This is a genomic window from Streptomyces sp. NPDC005402 (assembly GCF_040606575.1).
Classification (GTDB): domain Bacteria; phylum Actinomycetota; class Actinomycetes; order Streptomycetales; family Streptomycetaceae; genus Streptomyces.
In genome coordinates, this window is record NZ_JBEXFB010000058.1 from 1 (window position 1) to 20,959 (window position 20,959).

A 20,959-nucleotide genomic window follows, 5' to 3' on the forward strand; every position below is an offset into this window, starting at 1 on the left:
ACCTCAGTGGGGCGCTCGTGTTGCACGAATGGCGTACGACTCCCACTCTGGAGTCACTCTGAAGCGATCAGCACTCACGCTCCGTGTTTCGGGGTACCACATCGCTGCGCGATGTGCAAGGGGAGCGGTCGCTGCGCTCCCGCTGCCCACGCGATGCGTGGGCAGATCCCTGCGCTGCGCTTCGGGATCCGGTGGGGCCGGCCGCGATGCGTCCGGCGCAGCGCGCGGTGCGCGCTCGCCCACTGAGAGCATGTCAGGTGCGGCTAGTGGGCCCTATTCTTGGGGAGTTGGGGAGTCCTGCGGACTCCTGGGCGGGTCCGCTGCGCTCCCCCGCCTGACGGTCCTTCCGGCTGCGCCTCCAGTCCCTTGGGGCCCGCTGGCGCGGGCGGGGCTGGCTACTGGGGTGGGGGGTCGGCGGGCGGGGCTGGCTACTGGGGTGGGGGGTCGCTCGTTCGTGTGGGTTCCAGTGTAGTGGGTGCCTCAGGTTGATGCAGCATGTACCGTTGGCGGAAACACGGGACACCCCCCAACCACTTGGGTGGGTCCGGGAGGAGGGGAAACGACTTGAATTCGTTGAGGTCGAAAAGCGCCTCAAGGCGCGGGAGGAAATCCAGCGTGAGGTTACCGGATTGACGGCGGAGCAGATCCACGAGCGGCTGGTGGCTGCGGGTGGCCTGGAAAGCCGAGAGGACCAGCCGAGGCCGCTCAGTACGGAGGAGCGGCTGGCAGCGGTTCGGCGGAACGAGCTGCGGCGCATCTGGACCTTGATGGGAGGCACGAGCTGGGACGCCTACTCCTCCGAGAATGACGCCCAGGCGGACCGCTGGCGCCAAGCGCTGCGGGGCCGTCAGGAAGGTGCGAGCGGTGGGGCGGTGGAGTCTGACTCCGGGCTGATCCGCTATCGGATCGTGGCGCAGCGGACCGACCCGGCGCACCCCGGGGCCTCGGTGGTGACGAACTACACCTACGCGCGGTCCGTTGAGGAGGCCGTGGCAAAGGTGCGCCGGGCGAAGGAGAAGCCGGGTGGCCTGTACGGGGACCAGGGCTTGTACCGCGTTGTGGAGGCCGTCGAGGAGAGCCCGCAGAGCGAGGCTCGTCAACTGCAGGCCGCTCGCGGGCGGTTCCTCACTGCGGTCATGGACGCCGCTGTTGCCGCCTTGGACGACCAGTCGGCGTCTGCACGCCCGGAGCTGGTCGGTGTCCTGTCCGAGTTCTTCTTCGACACCGTCTTCACTCGCGCCATCGTCTCCTCCGACAGTGAAGAGGAGCACGCTCAGCTGTACGCCAGGGACGGGCAGGTCCTGTCCCGCCTGCTCCTGGCCCACCTCGCCCATCACGGCCTGGACCTGGTGGAAGCCGAAGCCCGGCCCTCCGTGCGTCTGTTGCAAGCCGAAGGCCGGCGCCCCCGCGATGATGAGGACAGCGAGGCCCCGGCGGAGCTCATCGAGCAGGTCCTCGCCGTCTGCGAGCAGCACTACGCGGCCGTGACCGGCACCAGCTCGGAGCAGTGGGACAGGGAGTCGGCCCGGGAGCTCGTGGATGTCGCACTGCGGACCGTGCGCATGGCGGAGCGGAAGACCTACCCGCAGGCGTTGGAGGCGTGCCTGCACGAGCACCGAGCGCGGCTGGAGCGGCTGTGGCGCCGCTACGGGCCCGGCGGCATGTTCGCGGGTGAGCTCGTGCTGATCGACCTGCCCGGGTGCTTCGCGCTGTGCGAGAGGATCGAGACGTCCCCGCTCTGGCTCGAAGGGATCTGGGCGAAGCACGGCCAGGAGGAAACCACGCTCGAAAGGCTTCAGAACAGCTGGCTGTACCACACGAGCGAGGACGGACGATGAGCAGGATTCCACTCAAGAAACATCAGCTCGACCAGAAGTCGAGTTTCCGCAAGTGGGTCGGATTCCCTGCAAGATCATCCGTGCCCCCTCAGGGTGCCCGTGGCACGATCGTGTCAGCGACCGGCTCAGGCAAAACGATCATGGCTGCCGCGAGCGCCCTGGAGTGCTTCCCCGAAGGCCGGATCCTCGTGACCGTGCCGACCCTGGACCTGCTCGTGCAGACCGCCCAGGCGTGGCGGGCGGTGGGTCATCGCTCCCCCATGGTCGCGGTGTGCTCACTGGAGAACGACCCGGTGCTCAACTCGCTGGGGGTGCGCACCACCACCAACCCCATCCAGCTCGCCCTGTGGGGGGGCTCGGGGCCCGTGGTCGTGTTCGCTACGTACGCCTCTCTCGTGGACCGCGAGGACATCGACGCACCCGAGGGCCAGCGGAAGGTTCGCGGGCCACTGGGGGCCGCCCTGGCGGGCGGGGAGCGCCTGTATGGCCAGCAGATGACAGGCTTCGACCTCGCGATCGTGGATGAGGCCCACGGAACCGCCGGTGATCTTGGTCGGCCGTGGGCGGCGATCCACGACAACGCCCGCATCCCTGCCGACTTCCGGCTCTACCTGACCGCGACTCCGCGCATCCTCGCTGCGGCCCGGCCGCAGAAGGGCGCGGAGGGCCAGGAGGTGGAGCTCGCGACGATGGCCGATGACCCGGAGGGCACCTACGGCGCATGGCTCGCAGAGCTTGGCCTGAGCGAGGCGATCGAGCGCGAAATCCTTGCGGGATTTGAGATCGACGTGCTGGAGATCCGCGACCCCTCGCCCGTTCTCGGGGAGTCGGAGGAGGCGCGGCGGGGCCGGCGCCTGGCGCTCCTGCAGACCGCCCTCCTGGAGCACGCGGCCGCGTACAACCTGCGTACGGTCATGACGTTCCACCAGAAGGTGGAGGAGGCCGCCGCGTTCGCGGAGAAGCTGCCGGAGACCGCTGCCGAGCTGTATGTCAACGACGCCTCCGATGAGGACCTGGCCGCCGCCGACAAGCTGCCGAAGTCCTCGATCGACGCGGAGTTCTACGAGTTGGAGGCCGGCCGCCACGTACCCCCGGACCGGGTGTGGTCGGCGTGGCTGTGCGGTGACCACCTCGTCAGCGAGCGGCGCGAGGTCCTTCGGCAGTTCGCCAACGGCATCGACGTGGCAGGGCGCCGGGTGCACCGCGCCTTCCTCGCCAGCGTTCGCGTGCTCGGGGAGGGCGTGGACATCACCGGCGAGCGGGGAGTCGAGGCCGTCTGCTTCGCCGACACCCGCGGCTCGCAGGTGGAGATCGTGCAGAACATCGGCCGGGCGCTCCGCCTCAACAAAGACGGCTCCACCAAGGTCGCGCGGATCATCGTGCCGGTCTTCCTGGAGCCCGGCGAAGACCCGACCGACATGGTCGCCAGTGCCTCGTTCCGCCCCCTTGTAGCGGTCCTCCAAGGACTCCGCAGTCATGATGAACGACTCGTCGAGCAGCTCGCCTCCCGTGCGCTCACGAGCGGGAAGCGCAAGGTCCACGTCCGGCGTGACGAGGACGGGCAGATCGTCGGGGCCGGCGGCGAGGGTGACGGCGAGGACCAGGAGGACGACACGCAGGCCGCCGCCGAAGCGGCGCTACTGTACTTCTCCAGCCCGCGCGACGCCGCGACCATCGCGGCCTTCCTGCGCACCCGGGTCTACCGGCCCGAGTCCCTGGTGTGGCTCGAGGGCTACCAGGCCCTGCTCCGCTGGCGCAAGGAGAACAAGATCACCGACCTCTACGCCGTGCCCTACGACGTTGAGGTCGAAGTCGGAGCGACGAAGGCGTTTCCGCTTGGGCGATGGGTCCACCAGCAGCGGAAGGCGCTACGGGCCGGGGAGCTGGAGGAGCGGCGCAAGACCCTGCTGGACGCGCCGGAGGCCGGGATGGTGTGGGAGCCGGGCGAAGAGGCGTGGGAGTCCAAGCTCGCCGCGCTGCGCTCCTACCGGCAGGCCACAGGTCACCTCGCGCCCCGGCAGGACGCCGTGTGGGGCGAGGGCGAGGCGATGGTCCCGGTCGGTCAGCACACGGCCAATCTGCGCCGAAAGGGCGGCCTGGGGAAGGACCCGGAGCGGGCGGCGGAGCGCGCGAAGCAGCTGGCCGCGGTCGACCCGGACTGGGACTGCCCGTGGCCGCTGGACTGGCAGCGCCACTACCGCGTCCTCGCCGACCTTGTCGACGCCGACGGCAGCCTGCCCGACATCGCCCCCGGCGTCCTCATGGACGGCGACGACATCGGACGGTGGCTGAAGCGGCAGAAACAGCCCGCCACCTGGAAGCTGCTGTCCACCGAACAGCAGGAACGGCTGAACCAGCTGGGCGTCAAGCCCGCCGAACGGCCCGTCCCGGCCCCCACGGCCAAGAGCGCCGGGAAGCTGTCGGCGGCCTTCCAGCGGGGTGTTGAGGCCCTCACCCAGTGGATCGAACGCGAGGGTGCCCAGAAAGCCGTACCGCGGGGGCATGTCGAAACCGTCGTAGTCGACGGCCAAAAGCATGAGCACAAACTGGGTGTCTGGTACGCCAACCAGAAACAGCGCCGGGACAAGCTCACCGAGCCCCAGCGCGCCGTACTCGCGGAACTCGGTGTGGAGTGGGCGTGAGGGCCGCCAGTCGGCCGGGCGGTGAATCGGATGGTCAGCGACGTACACCGCCAGGCACCCAGGACAAGCGTCCTGGGTGCCTTGTGCCGTCAGCAGATCTACCGCATGGGGCCCGGGGTGCAGGGTTTTGACGGTCTGGACGCGGCCGTGCGATCTCAGCGGCCCAGCCCACAGGTCGTCAGCGCCGGCGGAGGGCAAACGCCACCGCGAACGCAGCAACCAGCGCCGAGGCCACCCCACCCACCGCCCCGATCGGCCCGGTCAACGAAGGGTGGACCAGGCACAGGTAGAGCGTGGCGCCCAGCGCCAGGACGAAGACGATTGCCAGCACCAGGAGCAGTACGGGGTCCGTGCCCGAGGGCTGCGTGGCCGGCGGCTGCTGGGACTGGTTGGTAGCGGTGGGCATGAGGGTTCCCTCCCGGGGATGCCTGCGGACGGTCCGCAGGCGGAACGCGGAGCATGAGGCGCCCGCACCCCTTGCGTCGCGGGGTGGCGGGCAGGCAGCAGAGTGCCGAGACGGCGGGGTTGAGGCCTGCAAGACGACCGGGATCACCGCCCAGCGGGTGCGGCCGTCTTCCTGGGCTTGCGCGGCCGTGTGATGGCGGTGCGCTGGTACTGGTGGGCCGTGGTGAAGCCGAGCGGGGAGAGCGGGGCTTTGGTGCGGCGTTCGCGTCGCTCGACGAGCCCAAGGGCGACGAGCTTCTTCAGTCCGCGTTCGTGGGTGTCTGGGGACCAGCCGTACCACTCGGGGGCTTTCTCCGCGGGGAAGGTCGACCAGTTCTTCTCGCGGGCGACGACCAAGAACAGGGCCAGGCCCGGCAGGTCCAAGTCCTCGTCACGGCCCAGCGTCCAGAACGTGGTCGGGATCTGCAGGAAGCGGTTCTCCTCCGCGTCACCCACGGGGCGATCGTAGGGCTTCCCGCTTCCGTCCTCGCGCAGGAGAGTGACTGTGATCATGGTTCCGCTGCGGTTGCACTCGATCAGCTTGCGCGCCTGTAGTCGGCGCAGGGCCCGCCAGGCACCGGTACGGGCGGACTGGTCGGTCGCGGTCTCGTGGATGTCCATCAGCCGCGCCCACACCGCGCTGTCGTGCGTGGTCGACCAGCCGTTGTCCCCGTTGCTGCACGCGGCCACGATGATCAGGTAGGCCTTGAGGCCCCGTAGGTCTCTCCCGGTCACGAAGTCCTTCAGGGGCCCATGGCGGCTGGCGGCCCCCTTGTTCGCCTGGACGAATGTCTTGCGCAGCGGCACGTTGGCCCGGATCGAACGGGTGAGGACCGCCGTACGCGTGTCCCGCCCGGTCGCGGTCGTCTCCTGTATGTCCCGCTTGGCGGGCGTCGTCGTCTTCATGCACCAGAAGGTAGCCAGCTGAGCCCTGCAACCCCAAACGATCCAGCCTCAAACGATCTGACGTACCAGCAGATGGTCATGGACGTTCCAGCGGGTGTCTGTAAGGACCGGTGAAAGTGCCATGTGACAGATCCAGGTGAGAGACCCAGGTGAAAGGTCAACTGGGATAACTACTGTTTGGGATGGGGGTACGCCTGAGCTCCACAACCCGCATGCCCGGCCGCCGCCGTCCCGGCACGACGGCGGGCCCGACCGACCACCTTGCTCATCCGGCCGCCGACCCCCCTTCGCGCCCCTGGCCCCGTTCCGCCAGCGCCCACAACACGAGGGCACAGACGGCCCTCTGAGAGCCCTTCAGGCACTGCTCCGACGGGGTGGCCGTTTCCCGCTCGGAGGCACCCAGCGAGCCGTACAGCGACTTCTTGGCCAGCAGCCGTTCTGTGCGCGCCTCGGCCAGGCCGGTGGAGCGGGAGGGGCTTACGTACGGATGGACAGGACAGGCCTGGACTACATCGGCGAGGCCACCGAAGAGTTCCAGGCGCTGGAGTTGACGGGCGCGCAGACGAACGGTCGGCGGGGCTCGCGGCTGTTCGGGATCTACAGGTCGAACTCGAGGTGCTCAATACCGGTGAAGCGGACCTCCTCCAGCTGGCCGGCGCGACGGCCGTTGTCCTGGAAGTACACCTCCTTGAGCGCTTCGGCGGCGATCTGCTGGAGCTGCTGGTCGGTGGCGCCCTGCTCCTGGGCGTCGAAGAGGCGGGCGGCGTACTGCGGCGGCAGCGCCACGGTCAGGTGCCGGAGGCGGTCCTCGTCCGTCGTCCCGATCGGCGCGGTGTAGCCGATCCGGGCGCGGGTGTCGATGACGATGCCGCCGGTGGTCGCCGCCTTCTGCCGCGCCTGGGCACGGATCTGCGGCTGCCACCGCTTCTTCACTTCGGCCTCCAAACGGGCGGCGAGGTCCGGGCGGGGCTTCTTGATCTGGTCCTTCACGTACCGCTCGACCGTGCGCTGCGAGATCCGCAGCATCTGGGCGACCGCCTTGGTGCCCTTGAGCTGCTTGACCAGGTACCGCATCTGCGCGGGCGCGCTCTTGGGCACCGGGCGGGTGAACGCCTTCTGCACCGCGGCGTCCAGGCCGTCCCCGAACGGGCTCATCACCTGCTACTCCCCGCTGTCGACGTCGGTGACGGTGCCGTCCTTGATGTACCGGGCGAGGTTGAGCTCTGGGGCGTTGAACTGTTCGCGGACGCCCTCGCCCCACAGCACGCTCTGGGTGCCCTCCCACTTGACCAGCCCGGGGTTCACGCCGAGCTTGAAACCGCCCGGCAGCGGCTTGCCGTCCCGGTAGGGCAGGAAGTCCAGCGGCGACGGCCCGTCAGAGGCATAGACGGCGCAGTCCGAAAGGATGGCCACCGGGTACTGCCCGCTGAACGCCGCATGCTTGACGATCTTGCGGTGCATGTTGATCCGCGTACGGGAAATGACGGCGGCACGGATGTCCGGGCGCCACGTCGGCCGGGCAAGGGCCCGCCACGGCTGCCCGGGCTTCCAGCCCTCACCACGCGGGCGCTCGCGCAGCTTGCCGATGCCGCCCTTCACGGTCGCCTTGACCGCGGACACCACGATCGCCAGCTGAGGGTCACGCTGCCGGTAGCCATCCATCGCTGCGAGGAACTCTTCCGGCGCCAGATCGGCGCCCACCCCAAGGTCGGCCATCGTGGCCAGGTACGCATCACGCAGCCGGTTGTACCAGCCGTCCAGGTAGCGGCCGTTGTCGTGGCGGACGTACGCCTCGATCGGCGTCACGTCGTAGCCGAGCTCCACCGCGTACGCCACGGTCGGCGTCGCGTACCAGGCCGGCCCCTCGGGCCGCTCGCCCTTCGGCGTGAACGGGCTCGGCAGCAGACTGCCGTCCAGCTCCGCCCACTTGTCCTTGGCAACCTTCACCCTCGACAGGTCGACGTGGGACAGGTCGACCAGCCAGGAGCCGGGCAGTTTCGCGTCGAAGACGGGGTTCTTGACGTGCGTCGGCGCGCCCAGGCCGACCGTGAGGCCGTTCGCGCCGGCGGCGAAGGCCATGTTCACGTCGATGCCCACCAGGTGGGGGCGAAGGCATTCGGCGTCGGTGAGCGGGCGCGCCCAGTCGTACGCCTCCTCCACCAAGACTTCAGCCGGGGTGCGGTGGTGGAAGCGCGGCAGGTTTGTGAGCAGCGGGTGGCCGTCGGGGGCCTCGCACGGTGCGCAGTCCACCGGGTCCTTGCCCAGAGAGCCGGGGTTGTGCTCGGAGTGCCGCTTGCCCGTTGCGTCCGGTTCGGAGGCACGGGTCGGCGGGTGCAGGGCAGTCATCAGCTCCAGGCCGGTCACGGCGGTCGATCCGCGCGGCGTCATCACGCGGGTCGCATACGTGCCCAGCAGCCGGGCCAGGTCCGCAGGCGGCAACTGCCCTGTGTCGGCCCAGTGCCGGGTGTCGAGCGCGTCCCACGACGGAATGCACAACTGCACGCAGGAGCGCTCTGAGCCCTGCGTGGGGCGGTAGATCCTCGCCCACGGCCCGAACCCGCGCTTGGTCAGCTGCCAGTCGGCGCGCGTCAGCTGCTTGATGACCTTGTGGCCCTCCGGGATCCGGCCGGCCAGGCGCTCCTCCTTGGTGAGCGTGACGGGCAGGCCGTAGTGCTCGCATGCGGCGTCGGTCAGCACGATCAGCGGGTCGGCGTCCTTGCCCGGCCCGGACAGCTTCGGCTGACCGAGCCGCCCCTCGCTCAGCGTCCACTCCACCAGGGCCGCAATCGACTTCGCTGGTACATCAAGTACCAGGCCGCTGGCGCAGTACGCCAGCACCTGACCGTCTTCGACGTCGACGATGGCGAGCGGACCGTTCTCGAAACGCGGATCGGCGCCACCGGCTGGGCTGCTGGCGGGGGCGGCCTTCCGCGCGGGCGACCGACGCGACGTCGGCCTGGTCGTGGCCCCCGGATGCGGCACAGCGGCGGGGCGCAGCGCGGTGTCCTCGGAAGCCGGCTCCGGGATCCGGTCTGCGGGTTCGGTGCGCGCTCTGGCCGGTTCAGCGACCGATGGCGCAGGAACGGCCGGGACGGCAGGCGTCTCGGGGACTGCCGTGTCCCCAGAGAGCACCGGGGCGTTGGCGGGGTAGAGCTGGGCGAGCTGCCTCAGCATGCGGGCATAGGCATCGCGCTCCGGCGGCCGCGGCTCGGTCTTACCGGCCTCCCAGCCGCTGACCGTCGCCCGTCGCACCTGCAGTGCGGCGGCCACCTCGTCCAGCGTCAGACCGTGCGCCTGACGCAGCCGTTTGCGTTCCGCCGGGGGCGGCAACGGGGAGCGGGACGAGACCAGCGCGTCAACCGCGTCGAACAGCTCGGACATACAGAACCTCCTACCCAGACTCTAGCGTGAAGCGCATATTTCGCGTACCAAACGCGTACGGATGGCGTAAATGCGGTTGGGGGTTCACGGTTGCTTCGGGAAGGGCGTTCTCAGGCTTGGGTTACTGCTGGCTCTGTAGCCGAGGGCCCCAGTTGGTGTCCTGGCTATGCCTGAACTGACCGAGGAGAGCGGCTTGGTGTGAGAGATCTGGGAGAGCAGACGGCCGCCGTGCACCAGCCATCGCGGTGGCAGAACGCTCGGGGGCGGCCATGGGTGAGATCGTCAAAGGGCTTGAGCGGGCGTTACTGACCCGTCCCGTGCCTACGAGGGATGCCGCTGTGCGTTTCCTGCTCAGGGCGGAGAAGGGCTCCACGAAGAACGTGGCTCTCCTCCTGGGGATCTCCCAGCGCACGGTACAGAGGTGGGTCACCACCCGGCCGGGAATGCGCCGCCGTCCCAGTGCTGTGCATGCGGGGCTGATCGATGAGGCCGTCAGGGCACGGTGGCAGCCCCTGGTGCGCGCCCGCCGAAGGGCCCGGGCCGAGGCCGACGGGTTTGTCTTCCACACCAGGGCGCGGTTCGGATTCGCCGCTCCGGCAGGCTCGTCGGACGATCCGCGAGTACGGCTGATCACCCAGTACCTGTCGGGCGAAGTGGCCCGCGAGCTGTTCGCCGCCCGGGACGCCGGTGGGGGCGAGCAGCAGCAGTTGGTGATCCTCGCCCGTGCTCTGGGGCATGCCTACTTCCGGGACGGAGGCCGGCGCGCCCACGGTCTCGGGATCGCCTTCACCGACGTGGAGTTCGCCGATTTCTCCATCGACTGACGTACACCTGGCTTCGGGCTCAGGACGAGGGCGGGATCTGGTGCCGTGTCAGCATCGCGTCGTAGCACTGCGCTTCCTTACGTTCACGCCAGTCCCACTGGATACGGCCGACAGGACCGGTGCGCTGGCTGGCGGGCGGCTGGGTCGGGCGGAGCCTGGCCGCCTCCGCCACACCCAACAGGTGGGTGCGGTCGTGGGTGCCGGCCAGCAGATGCTGGTCCTGGCCAGGAGCGAGCCGGGCGAAGCAGACGGCGGCCTTCAGGAAGACGCGCGCCCACGGCGGCACCCGGTGCGAGGCGCAGCCGTCGGTGTAGCGGGCGCGGTCATGCAGGGCCAAAGCGGCCGCGGCGTCGTCGTAGTCGCCGGGACGGGCGGTGGCGAGCTGCTGGAAGGAGACACCGGTGAAGAGCGCGGCGGCGAGCGCGGCGGCCAAGCGGGGGTGGGCGGTCACGGCGGCCAGGCGTCGGGCGACTTCCCGGGCTGTCTGCTCGGTGAGCGGTGCGGGTGGCGGGCGGTGCCGGAAGGTGATCGCCGGCGGCGCGCACGGGGCGGTACATGGAGCGGGGCTGTCGTAGGAGACGAGACGGTCCAGCACGGGCAGGGTGAGCCACCGGTCAGTCGGTCGGGCGGGCTGGTCAACAAGCTGGGGTACGGGGGCGGTCGCGCCGAAGTAGTGGCGGCGGGCGGCCTGGAAGTCGGCGGTGACGCAGTAGTCGGCCGTCTGCAGCGCCTGATGCAGGGCGGCGGGCAGATGGGGGCGGTGGCAGACCAGGGTCAGGTGGATGCCGGTGAGGGCGCGCAGCTGCAGGAGGCGCATCGTGCGGCGGGCGGTGAGGCGGTGGGCGCGCAGGACGGTCAGCCGGGTGACGGGCAGGGCCGTGATCCATGCGGTGGCGGCTTCCCAGGCGGGCTGACGGCCGGCGGGGAAACGCCCCGGGAGCAGGGGCGGTTTGCCCAGGGCGGCGAGAAGGTCGTGGGCGAGGCCGGTCTCGCTGGTGGTGCCCGGGCCGGGGTGCAGGGTGATCCGCCCGGAGGGCGGATGGTGGGCGGCCAGGGCGGTGTGCGTGTGAACCGCATCGTCGCCCGGGTCGATGACCACGGCGACGGACGGTGGCACGGCGGGCGGCATGGCGGCGTGGTGGTCAGGCGAGGCGGCTGAAGGCCCAGCGCAGCAGCTCCTGATCGACACGGGAGCGGCCGGTGCGGGTCAGGGCGGTGCGGGTGTGGGCGGTCAACTGGGCCCAAGCGCGGAAGTTGCCGTGCGCGGCATGCTGGTCGGCGAAGGCGATGTCGTCGGGGTCGGCGTCGGCCCACACGGGATGGAACAGCGGAATCACCTCAAGGACCTCGGCGGGGGTGAGGCGGGTGAAGTGCTGCCAGATGAAGATGCGGGAGGACAGCATCGGTTCGCGGCGCAGCACGGTGTGGCAGCCCTCCCCGCCGACGAAGATGATCGCGAGCTGGGTTGAGGGTTCGTCCCACAGGTAGCGGAAGTATTCGAACGCCTCCCCGTTGAGCCACTGCGCCTCGTCGACGAGGAAGGTGCGGGGGCGTTCGGCCAGGGCAGTTTTCAGCAGGCGGTCGAACTCGCTGGGGTGGCGCGGTGGTTCACCGGCCAGGTCGAGCGCGGTGAACAGTTCGTAGCGCACCGCGCGGGCTGTGGGACGGGCCCGGAAGGTGACCCGTCGGACGTCCTCGTCGGGTTCGAGTGCGCGCAGGCAGGTGTTGACGGCGAGGGTCTTGCCGAAGCCGGCGCCGCCGTGGATGCACATCATGGCGCGTGCGGCGACGGTGTCGGTGATGTTCTCCCGGGCAGTGAGCAGGGCGCGGGTGGTAACCACGGAGGCGTCGGGCAGGTCGACGTACTGGTAGGCGGCTGCGGTCACGAGGCATCTCCGTCTTCATCGGTGGTGGGACGTGCGGCCCGCCCGTCGCAGCCGTCCGGGGCGGAAGCGCCATCAAGGCCGGGCGGGTGCAGGACGCGCGGGCCTGGCGTGGTCAGCGCGGCCAGGGAAGCAGGGGTGCGCCAGTGGGCCGGGGGCGCGGCGGGCGGGATGAGGTCCGGCATCGCGAGCTGCGCGAGGTCGGTGCCGGCAGTCTGGGCGAGTTCGGCCTCGGCCTGCGCGGTGGTCAACGCACCAAGCCGCTGCGGGGCGGCGGGCCGGTTCACGGCGGCGTAGCGCTCGCGCTGGGAAGCCTCCAGGTCCTTCTTCAGGCGGCGGGTACGGGCGGCCCGTGCTCTTCGTACGGCGCTGACTTGTTCCTCGGTGGCCCGGTCGGCCAGATCTGCGGGACCGAGGTAGCGGCCGGTGGCCGCGTGGTAGACCTCGATCCGGTGGTCGTGGTGGGGCATGAAGCGGACCCTGACCTGGATACCGGCCTGACCGGTCATCCACGCTCCCACGTAGTCGCGTTTTTTGAAGCGGACTCCGCGGGTGGTCAGCGTGCGGGTGCCGGCGTCTTCCAGGGTGAACGTCCACAGATCTGCGACCGGCACGTCCCGCAGCGGGGTGGGATCGTCCTGCCACGCCTCAAGCGGAGTCCGGCCCCGCAACGGCGCGGGACGGTGCTCGGTGTTCCACCACGAAGTCCAGGCCAGCAGCCGGGCGGTGAAGTCCTCGAAGCCGAGCAGCACTTCGTCCTTCGGACGGGAAGAGCGTTTACCGGGGCGCGGCTGGCGGGCGTAGCCGGGCAGCGCGGCCAGGTGCATGCTCTCCACCGCCCGGTTCAATCCCTCCACGGTGCCCTTGAGGTGGGGGGTGTAGGCGGGCAGGTCCTCCACTGTCACGTCCAGGAGATCGAACGCGGCGGTCACCGTCCTGGACAGGAAGTCCTTGCCCCGGTCCACCCGTACCTTCTCCGGCAGGCCGCCGAACGGACCGTAGGGGTCCTCGCGCAGGACCGCGGAGCGCAGTGCGGAAAGCACCGACTCCCGCGACGGATCCCCCGGCGTGACCGCGACACCCGTGATCGCGTTGGTGGCGCAGTCGGTGAACCACGTGATCCACGGCCTACGGGCGGTGCCGTCGACGTCGACCAGCACCGGGGCCTGCATGTGGTCGGTCTCCCACACCTGGTTGCGCCAGCCCCGCGGCCTGGCCAGGAACACATCATGCTTGCGCGCCGCCCGCTCGCCTTTCGCGAGTCCGGCCCGCTCCCCCGGCGTCAGGTCCCGGCGGATCGCGCGATGCAGCGTCGTCAGCGACGGTGCGTCTGCAGGCGGAGACTGCCGAGCGGCACGAAGGACCAGCTCGCGATGGACGGCCCGCACGTTGCCCTTCCACAGCGCCAACAGCCCACGGACTTCGGGCGTGAGCGTGAACCTCGCCCCAGCCCGGGCCGGGGCACCAGGGCTGGCGGCCGCGGCCTCATCCCCCTCAGCCGCGGCCAGCCACCGCCACACCGTGCGCTCCGCCACCCCCAACGCGTCCGCAGCCACCCGCACATGGCCTGCCGTCAGCTTCTTCCCCGCCCGCAGAGCGAGCAGCCGCCGCACCGCCGGACCACGCAGTGCCGTCCTCGACGCCGCGGGCAATCCGCCGCCTGTACGGACGGCGTCACCGTCCTCCATGTCAGTTCCCCTCGCGCGGTGGGACGTCGTGTGCGCGCCGGATGCCGAGCGCCTGCAATCGCCAGGAAAGCTTGGTTCACAGCGGCGGCGCGACCCTCCTGAACAGCCGCCTCAGCAAAGCCCGGTCGACGGCCGCGTCAGCGGTGGTGAGCAGCGCGTTCTGCAGGTGGGCAGTCAGAGCGGCCCACATGCGGAACGTGCCGTGGGCGCACGACCGGTCGATCCACGCCAGATCCGGAGCCGGGACGGTACGCCACAACGGATGAAAGCCGGTCACCACGGCCGGCACTTCCGCTGCGGCCAGGCGCGGAACCTCCTGCCACGCGCCGACCCGCGACGCCAACTGCGGCAGCCGGGCCAGCGCCCGCTCGCTGCCCGACCCGCACAGCACCAGCGTGATCCTCGTGCCGGGGTCGTCCCACAGGCTCTGCAGGTACTCCAGGCACGGCACAGGCAGGCGCTGCGCCTCATCGACCACCAGCACCCGCGCCTCCCCCAGAGCCCCCGCGACCGCGGCGTCAGCCAGCGCCGACGTGTGCGGGAAACGGCCCGGCAACGCCAAAGCATCGAACACCGCCCGCCTCATGCCGGACACCGACGGGCGCACCGGCACCGGCACCCACGTCACTCTCCAGCCCCGCGGGACCTCGTGGAGCGCCATCCGCACGGCCGCGGTCTTGCCCCGGCCCGGATCACCGAACACACACACCGCGCCCTGAACCGCCATCGCCTGCCCGACCGCCTCGGCCACCGCCCGCACCGACGACGTCCGCACCAGCTGTGCTCCCGCCGGCAACGCCACACCCGCCACCGCACCACCCTCCCCCACCGACAAGCCTGCGAACGCCGCCGCCGGCACGGGGTACGGCGGCCGGCACGCCGCCGCCTCCGCCGCGCCGCCCTCACGCGTCCCGACCAGCGCGAGGTCAGCCAGCGCCTGCCGTGTCCGCTGCTCCTCCCGCTCCCGCCGCACCACCACGCGGTCCGGCAAGACCCTGCCGGCCTCCAGGTCCCGCCGCACCACCCGGTACAGCGACGCCAGCGACGGCACCTCTCCCCCGGCATCCTTCAAATGCCGGTGCAGCACCGCCACGTTCCCGCCCGCCTGCGCCAGCACCTCCCACGCCTGGTCGGACAACTCCAGCCGGGCCCGCGGCCTGCGCTCCACACGGCCTTCCGTCCGCGCCGCGTCCAGCCAGCGCCACACCGTGCGCACATTCACCCCACCGACCTGCGCGCCCGCACGCACGTGCGCCGTGGTCAACGCCCCGGCCGCCTCGAGCTCGAGCAGCCGCGCGACCAGCACCGGCCTGGACACCATCAGCCCCGCCGTCACCTCACCCCACACGCCCGGCTCCCCCACCCCACACCCTCCCGACGCGCGAACCCGACGCCGACCACCGTGCCGCCGCCCGGCCCCCGAAGGATCAGAAGTGCCGTTCCCATGACAGCGGAACAAGGAAAGGTGTACCGCCCCATGACAGCGGTGCCCATTGCAGATACCGCCCCATGGCACTGACGCTGTCCTTCACAAACGCCCGACCAGCAAGAACATCCCGACCTGACATGCCGTCACTGACACCCACCCACTGACACCAAACCGGCACATCGCACCTCCAACTTGGCAGAAGCTTCGGCGATCGCGGCCGCTGTCGGGAGCCCTTCCACTACCGAATGGACATCGACCCCGTCCCGTTCAACACACCCCAGCCGCACCGCGGCCATGGAACCGTGGTCTTCGTCGCCGCGATACGGCCGGAACGCGAGGCCGACCGGAAGGTCCTGTCCTGCCGTGCCATCCAACATGACCGGATGTTCTCGAACTTCGAGGCAGGTCCGCCACCCTATTCACGCCGCGGTCGTCTGCGACCGTTCAACGAGCTGGCCGCGTTCAAAGCGGGCCCCAGCGCGGACGAGGGCAACGAGGTGGGGTGCATTCACGGCTCGCCAGCGGGCCTGGGCGGACTCCACGAGCTTGAAGACCATCGCCAGGGCGGCGGCCCGGGATCCGGCGCCCTTGGTGACCTTGGTCCGCAGACGGACGGTCGCGAAGGTCGACTCGATGGGGTTAAGACCGTGTCCTACGTGGCGAGGCGGACGAGTCGTTTGTAGCAGCACAGGGCAGCGGCGAGACCGAGAAAGGCCAGGTAGTTGCGGGGATCGCGCTCGTAGCGAGGGCTCAGACGCCGGTAGCCGGACAGCCAGGACATCGTCCGCTCGATGACCCAGCGGCGCCGCCCTAATCGTTCGCTGGACTCGATCCCTTTGCGGGCGATGCGCACTCCGATGCGCTTCCCGCGAAGCCATTTGCGCAGGTCGGCTCGGTCGTAGGCTTTGTCCGCGTGGAAGCGCTGGGGCTTGAAGTGACGGCCTCTGTGGGGGACGTGTCTCGTTTGGTGACCCTCGATCATGGGCTTCAGCCCTTCGCTGTCGTGGGTGTTGCCGGCCGAGACGCCGACGAGGAGGGGCAGTCCGTTCGTGTCCGACAGGATGTGCATCTTGGAACCCGGCTTACCGCGGTCCACGGGGCTCGGACCTGTGTGTTCACCCCCTTTTTAGCCCTGACGTGGGCGGTGTCGAGGACGACGCGGGTGACGTCGATGAGGCCGGCGTCGTCGAAACGGTGCAGCACGGCTTCGTGCAGCCGCCCCCAGACACCGGCTCTCGACCAGATCAGGAACCGGCGGTGGGCAGTCGACTTCGATATGCCGAAGCAGGGCGGCAGTTGGCGCCAGGCGCAGCCGCTGACCAGGACGTAGATGATGGCCGCGAACAACGTCTCATCAGGTGTGTCCTGAGTTCCGCCACCCTGCGGCCGCACCCTCGAGGGTGGGATCAGCGGCTTCGGAACGATCCAATTCCACGTACCCCGCCCCATACCGAGGTCAACGACGCCTCACCACGTAGGACCCGGTCTTAGCGCGGGTTTCCTGCCGAGGCGCTGAGTTCACGCAGGGCTTGGCGCAGTGCCAGCCCGCGCTCAGGGTCGTCGTCGATCGTCACTACGGCCTCGTACAGCTCCCAAAGTGCCTCGGGATGGAGGTTGACCAACCCAGTGAGAATGCTGATGGCATCCATGCGGGCGGTTTTGTGACGTGCCAGTGCGCTCGTGACTTGGGGGCCCAAAGAAGCGACCACCGTGTGTCGTTCGTGTGGATCCATCATCAGCGGAAATTCGAGGAGGACTTCCACGGCTCTCAGCACTGGCGAGAGGGGGCGTTCTTGAGTGGATGGTTCTGCCGGAGGAAGCACTACGGTGCGTTCGGGGCTTTGCAGCCTGATCTCAGGTCGCTGCTGCGTATGGCCCGCTTTCCTGAGGTCTGTGAATCGCGCCTGTACGGCAGTGAACAGTTCCTCCGGATCAGGCAACCCGGGGAGCACGTCTGCACGTTCAGCCAGTAGGTCAAGCACGACGTCGGAGAAAAGTCCGGAGGCCCGCTCGGATAGATTGGCTGCGACCTGGCCGTCGCCAGCGGCGCGAAGCAGGGTCTGGCGGTGAGTCTGGGTTCGCCTCCCGATGGGTAGAGCTTCGGACGGCAGCGGTTCCTGGAACCTGAGATCGTCCTCGAAATTTCCGGCGGTGTCTACGATCCACAGTTGGTCGGTGAGTTCTGGGACGGCGTCACTCGCGAACCGGTTGAGAGCAGAATCCAAATCGAGCGTCACTTTATCGGCGGCGGTTACGTCTGCGCAGAACAGCCGCCGGTGACCGGAACGGTCGATGACACCGTGACCACCCCACCACACCCAAAGCACGTCACCCGTAACCCGTGGTATTTCGCGGACAAGGGTGCGACGCAGGGTCGCGTAGTCAGCGGGTTCGTGGTGCACGTCAGGGACATAGGAGGGCAATGGGGCAAGATGAAGTCGCAGTTGCTCGTCTGGCACGCCGGCGGCTCGCAGCAATTGGTAGAATCTGACCGCGTCCCGGGCGGGCCCGGGTAGGTCCCAGGAGGGCGCGATGCCGTAGCGCTCAATGCCGACGATCAGGGCATGCACGCGGTGCCTTGGAACGGACCTCCTGGCAGAGGCGTCGGTGAAAGTGGCCCGCTGGTCTTCGAGCGCGGCGAACTGTCCCGCGCGCGGAGTTCTCGTACGTCCGCCCGCCCCGTCCGTATCCTTCTCAGACGGCAGCTCAGCGAGCGGCTCGCCGCCTCGCGGCAGGGCCAGCGTTCCTGAACGGTCGGCGATGATTGCCGGGAAGTCCGGCGTACGGCCGAGGCGCGGCGTGATGAAGTCGCTGACTGCGTCAACCGTGCGCTGTGCGGAGCCAGCCCTGACCACCGTGCGGAGCACACTGCGAACCTCCGGCGCGAAGGCGAATACGTCCTGCCCCTCGAGCGGGTCCTCTACATGCATGAGGCCGCTCACCATGACCTCCGCCAGGCAGACGGGGCTGCTTTCGGGGAGGGCAGCGGCCTGGACCAGCCGCATCACGGGAAGCGTCAGCGGATCGACGGCAGCCAGATGGCCGGCTAGCTCATAGGCCTGCGGCGAGGCCATCGCGCGGAAAGTCTGCACACGCTCAGCGGAGTTCTCCGGCTCACTGTTGACATCGTCCTGAAAGGCCAAGGCGTCGGGCGGACATTCCGCGTCGATGACGCGCAGAGCGGCCACGCCACCTGGCGACGTCATCAGTCCCGCCCAGGTGCGCAAGCTCGGCTCGTTCAGTTCAAGCACGGGTACGGGGAGGCCAAGCCGTGAGTTGAACGATGCGGGGAGCCAGGGGGCGTGGGCGGTGAGCAGGGTGCTGGGCGGTGCCGGGCTGGTCGTACGAACTATCATGGGCTCGGCTACTAGCCCTGTGCTACTCCATAACCGGGTCGGGAACAGGTGGAGTACGGCGGTCGGCGCCTTGCGGGCCATCGCGGCCAGCTGCCTATGGGCGGTTCCGGTGTACCAGTGGTCGGCGACCCCGTCTGTCAGAACCAGCACAGCTGTTCGGTCGCCGGTGAAGAGTGCTGATGCGGCGAGCGGACGCACGTGCACGGAGCGGAAGATGCCCGAGACCGTAAGGATCTCGGCGAGTTCGCTGATGGTGTCGCGCCAAACGCGCATGGACGGGCCATCGTCGACGACAAGCACGAGGTGAAGCCAGCGGTCCGCGGCTGGGCGCAGCACAGCGTCGAGGACGCCGCTGTCAGCGATAGCCTCAGCGGTGCCATTCTCGTCCAGTTCGTGCCGGTGCGTGGACGGCACTCTTCGCTTCAGCGCGCGCAGACCTCGAACAATGTCCCGTGGGTGATGCAGGCCGCGAACGCCGGGAATGCGGATCGGTGCGCCAGCGGCCCCTCCGCCCCGGGCCCTAGTGAGTGCGTAGACAGGGCGTCTGCTCTCCCGGGGCACGGACTGGGCCGCACCCCGTTCCGAGCGCTCTGGCTGTCGAACGGCGGCGGGCGCGGACTGGGGCAGCTGCACGGCGTCCGGCTCTGGGATGACAGCAGCGTCCGCATGGTGCTGTGGTTCGGACAGGGCGAGCCACAGCGCGTCACTGAGCTCCCGGGGAGAGAGTTCTATCCCGGCGCCACGCAGACAGGCGTGCAAGCGTGCGATCAGGGGCTTGTCCGGCTCACCGGCCTCCGCCATGGCTGAGCTCACGCAGCACCGCCTCCCTGAGGTGCTCTGCCTCGGGCTGAACGCCCTGCTGCAGTAAATGGACGGCGTGGAGCAACTGGTCGGTGGCGAGGCTGCCGAGACTGCGTCGCTGGGTAAACGACCGGATCAGCTCCTGCACCCGGGGCCACAGCGTCTCCAGTTGCTGCAGGTCCTCGGCGAAGTGTGCCCGAACGATACTTTCCAACTGATCAGGGTCCGGCTCTGGCAGTTCCAGCCGGATACAGCGGCGCAGAAAGGCCGCTGGGAACTCCCGTTCGCCATTGCTCGTGATCACGACGAAAGGGAAATCCTTGCACCGGATGGTGCCGTGCCGCACCCTCACTTTCTCCTGCGAGCCCTGCACATGGACGGCAACCTCAGCTTGCTCTTCGGACAGGCGCGCCAGTTCAGGGACGGTGAATTCGCCTTCCTCCAGCACAAACAGAAGGTCGTTGGGCAGGTCCAGGTCGCTCTTGTCGAGCTCGTCGATCAGCAACAGGCGTGGTCGCCCCTCGTGCAGTGTCGCCAGCGCGGTGCCCAGAGGCCCCAGACGCATGAAGCTGCCGATGTTGTTGGTGCCGTGCTCCTCCGCCCGCAGGCGGCCGATAGCGTCATAACGGTACAGCGCGTCAGTTAGCGTGGCGCGGGTGTTGATCGGCCAGACCAGGACCGGCCCGAGGCCGAGTTCCGCCGCCACGGCGTGGGCGAGCGACGACTTGCCGGTGCCGGGAGCGCCGGTGACCAATAGAGGGCGACGTAGACGCAGGGCGGCGTTGACCACCTCCACCTGCTTCTCGCCGATCAGATACGGCCGCTGCGCGGCCTCGCCGTCCAGCCGCGGACGTCGCCAAGGCGGGGGCTCGGGGAGCAGTACGGAATCATCGTATGTGCCGCCGTCGCCGCGGAAGAGCCGTTCCTGAGGGCGCCCGATGTTCACACGGAGCCTCCTTCCATCCTCGTCGGATTCGTCAGCCGTTGTCGGGGCGGCGCCCAGCTAGGGTCTTCCCACAACAAGGCCAGGTGAGCCCCCATGTGCGCGTTGTCGTGTAGTGCTTCGGCGCGCTGCCGTCTGACCATTTCGCGCAGGTTGTGCGGCCAGTCGTGGGGTACAACGGCCCGCAGCGCCTCGGTCAAGTCCTGGCTGTTGCCGGTGCGATGCCACAGGACCACGGGGACCCCCAGCCAGCGGCACAGAGCCAACGCGCTGTCGTGCTGGTCGGGCGGACAGGAGGCGATGACGCAGGCGATGTCCCCGCGGCTGGTCAGGATGCTGTTCGCTGCCTGCTGGTCGGTCAGCACATAGGGGGCCGCCTGGGAGCTCCGGCCATGGTCCCAGCGCGCTTTCCATGCACCAGAACGCCGCACGCTCTGTCCACGTACGACCACGACCCGGTCCAGCCCGACGGGCCGCGTCCCCAGCGGTCCGGCGTGGGTGGGCAGTTGGTCGACGGCCAGTCCGAAGAAGCCCTCTTGCAGCAGAAACTCCACGCCGGCCGACTCCTCGTATTGGTCGAGGTCGTCGACGGCCTCGGACAGGTCAGCGCACAGGTCCGCCCGGGTGCGCGGGTTGTCTCCCCCGGTCCACGTGCTTACCTGGTGTCCGTGCGCGTCGTACAGGCGGACCACGTACTGGAGGGCCTCCGCGTTGGGCTCCGTCGCCCACTGACGGCGGCCGTGGCAAAGTCCAGATGTGCGGCCAGCCGAGTCCAGGCTGATGGCCACCGGGATTCCTGGTGGATGGCCGTCTGACCAGTGGTG

The 20,959-nt window shown here is 69.4% G+C and carries 15 protein-coding genes and 2 pseudogenes; 3 read left to right on the forward strand and 14 right to left on the reverse strand.

Annotated elements, in window-relative coordinates; genetic code table 11:
• The first annotated feature begins 629 nt into the window (after window positions 1–629).
• The gene (locus tag ABZT02_RS45345) at window positions 630–1,838 is read left to right on the forward strand and encodes a hypothetical protein (RefSeq protein WP_356029180.1); all 1,209 of its coding nucleotides are present in this window, start codon (window positions 630–632) and stop codon (window positions 1,836–1,838) included.
• Entirely contained in the window at window positions 1,835–4,480 is a 2,646-nt protein-coding gene (locus ABZT02_RS45350) for a Helicase associated domain protein (RefSeq protein ID WP_356029183.1), read from the forward strand. The genes ABZT02_RS45345 and ABZT02_RS45350 overlap by 4 nt, the downstream gene beginning before the upstream one ends.
• Before the next feature lie 178 nt (window positions 4,481–4,658).
• Here ABZT02_RS45350 and ABZT02_RS45355 read toward each other — a convergent pair whose 3' ends face one another.
• From ABZT02_RS45355 to ABZT02_RS45370, 4 genes are all read right to left on the reverse strand, one after another.
• On the reverse strand, window positions 4,659–4,886 hold the full coding sequence (locus ABZT02_RS45355) for a hypothetical protein (RefSeq protein ID WP_356029186.1): 228 nt from the start codon (window positions 4,884–4,886) through the stop codon (window positions 4,659–4,661).
• 143 nt (window positions 4,887–5,029) lie between these two features.
• Complete coding sequence (locus ABZT02_RS45360; RefSeq protein ID WP_356029188.1) at window positions 5,030–5,830, reverse strand: hypothetical protein; 801 nt, start codon at window positions 5,828–5,830, stop codon at window positions 5,030–5,032.
• Window positions 5,831–6,427: 597 nt separating this feature from the next.
• Window positions 6,428–6,985 carry an XRE family transcriptional regulator gene (locus ABZT02_RS45365; RefSeq protein WP_356029191.1) on the reverse strand — a complete coding sequence of 186 codons (558 nt, stop codon included), beginning with the start codon at window positions 6,983–6,985 and terminating at the stop codon, window positions 6,428–6,430.
• A 6-nt stretch (window positions 6,986–6,991) separates the two neighbouring features.
• On the reverse strand, window positions 6,992–9,211 hold the full coding sequence (locus ABZT02_RS45370) for a helix-turn-helix domain-containing protein (protein WP_356029193.1): 2,220 nt from the start codon (window positions 9,209–9,211) through the stop codon (window positions 6,992–6,994).
• Window positions 9,212–9,549: 338 nt separating this feature from the next.
• Between ABZT02_RS45370 and ABZT02_RS45375 the strand changes: the two genes are divergently transcribed.
• Window positions 9,550–10,035 (forward strand): XRE family transcriptional regulator, encoded by a 486-nt coding sequence (locus ABZT02_RS45375; RefSeq protein ID WP_356029195.1) that lies wholly within the window; start codon window positions 9,550–9,552, stop codon window positions 10,033–10,035.
• A gap of 19 nt (window positions 10,036–10,054) precedes the next feature.
• Here ABZT02_RS45375 and ABZT02_RS45380 read toward each other — a convergent pair whose 3' ends face one another.
• From ABZT02_RS45380 to ABZT02_RS45425, 10 genes and pseudogenes are all read right to left on the reverse strand, one after another.
• The gene (locus tag ABZT02_RS45380) at window positions 10,055–11,164 is read right to left on the reverse strand and encodes a hypothetical protein (protein ID WP_356029197.1); all 1,110 of its coding nucleotides are present in this window, start codon (window positions 11,162–11,164) and stop codon (window positions 10,055–10,057) included.
• Between the two features lie 13 nt (window positions 11,165–11,177).
• Complete coding sequence (locus ABZT02_RS45385) at window positions 11,178–11,921, reverse strand: ATP-binding protein (protein WP_356029199.1); 744 nt, start codon at window positions 11,919–11,921, stop codon at window positions 11,178–11,180.
• A complete protein-coding gene (locus ABZT02_RS45390; protein ID WP_356029202.1) occupies window positions 11,918–13,606 on the reverse strand; it encodes a transposase family protein in 1,689 nt (562 codons plus the stop codon). Before ABZT02_RS45390 ends, ABZT02_RS45385 begins: the two co-directional genes overlap by 4 nt.
• Before the next feature lie 76 nt (window positions 13,607–13,682).
• Complete coding sequence (locus ABZT02_RS45395; RefSeq protein WP_356029204.1) at window positions 13,683–14,954, reverse strand: ATP-binding protein; 1,272 nt, start codon at window positions 14,952–14,954, stop codon at window positions 13,683–13,685.
• A gap of 266 nt (window positions 14,955–15,220) precedes the next feature.
• Window positions 15,221–15,412: pseudogene (locus ABZT02_RS45400) on the reverse strand (GNAT family N-acetyltransferase); the annotation flags it as partial.
• A gap of 42 nt (window positions 15,413–15,454) precedes the next feature.
• A pseudogene (locus ABZT02_RS45405) lies at window positions 15,455–15,676 on the reverse strand (IS256 family transposase); the annotation flags it as partial.
• A gap of 11 nt (window positions 15,677–15,687) precedes the next feature.
• Window positions 15,688–16,484, reverse strand: a protein-coding gene (locus ABZT02_RS45410) for an IS5 family transposase (protein WP_356029207.1) whose coding sequence is annotated in 2 segments (ribosomal slippage) — window positions 15,688–16,163 and window positions 16,163–16,484 — 798 coding nt in all. Because the reading frame shifts where the segments join, the coding sequence is not laid out codon by codon here.
• 38 nt (window positions 16,485–16,522) lie between these two features.
• Window positions 16,523–19,192: an SAV_2336 N-terminal domain-related protein gene (locus ABZT02_RS45415; RefSeq protein WP_356029214.1), complete on the reverse strand. Its 2,670-nt coding sequence runs from the start codon at window positions 19,190–19,192 to the stop codon at window positions 16,523–16,525.
• The gene (locus ABZT02_RS45420; RefSeq protein WP_356029210.1) at window positions 19,176–20,138 is read right to left on the reverse strand and encodes a MoxR family ATPase; all 963 of its coding nucleotides are present in this window, start codon (window positions 20,136–20,138) and stop codon (window positions 19,176–19,178) included. The genes ABZT02_RS45415 and ABZT02_RS45420 overlap by 17 nt, the downstream gene beginning before the upstream one ends.
• Window positions 20,135–20,959 (reverse strand): hypothetical protein (locus tag ABZT02_RS45425; protein WP_356029212.1); only part of this gene is annotated, 825 nt, incomplete at its 5' end. The genes ABZT02_RS45425 and ABZT02_RS45420, both read right to left, overlap by 4 nt.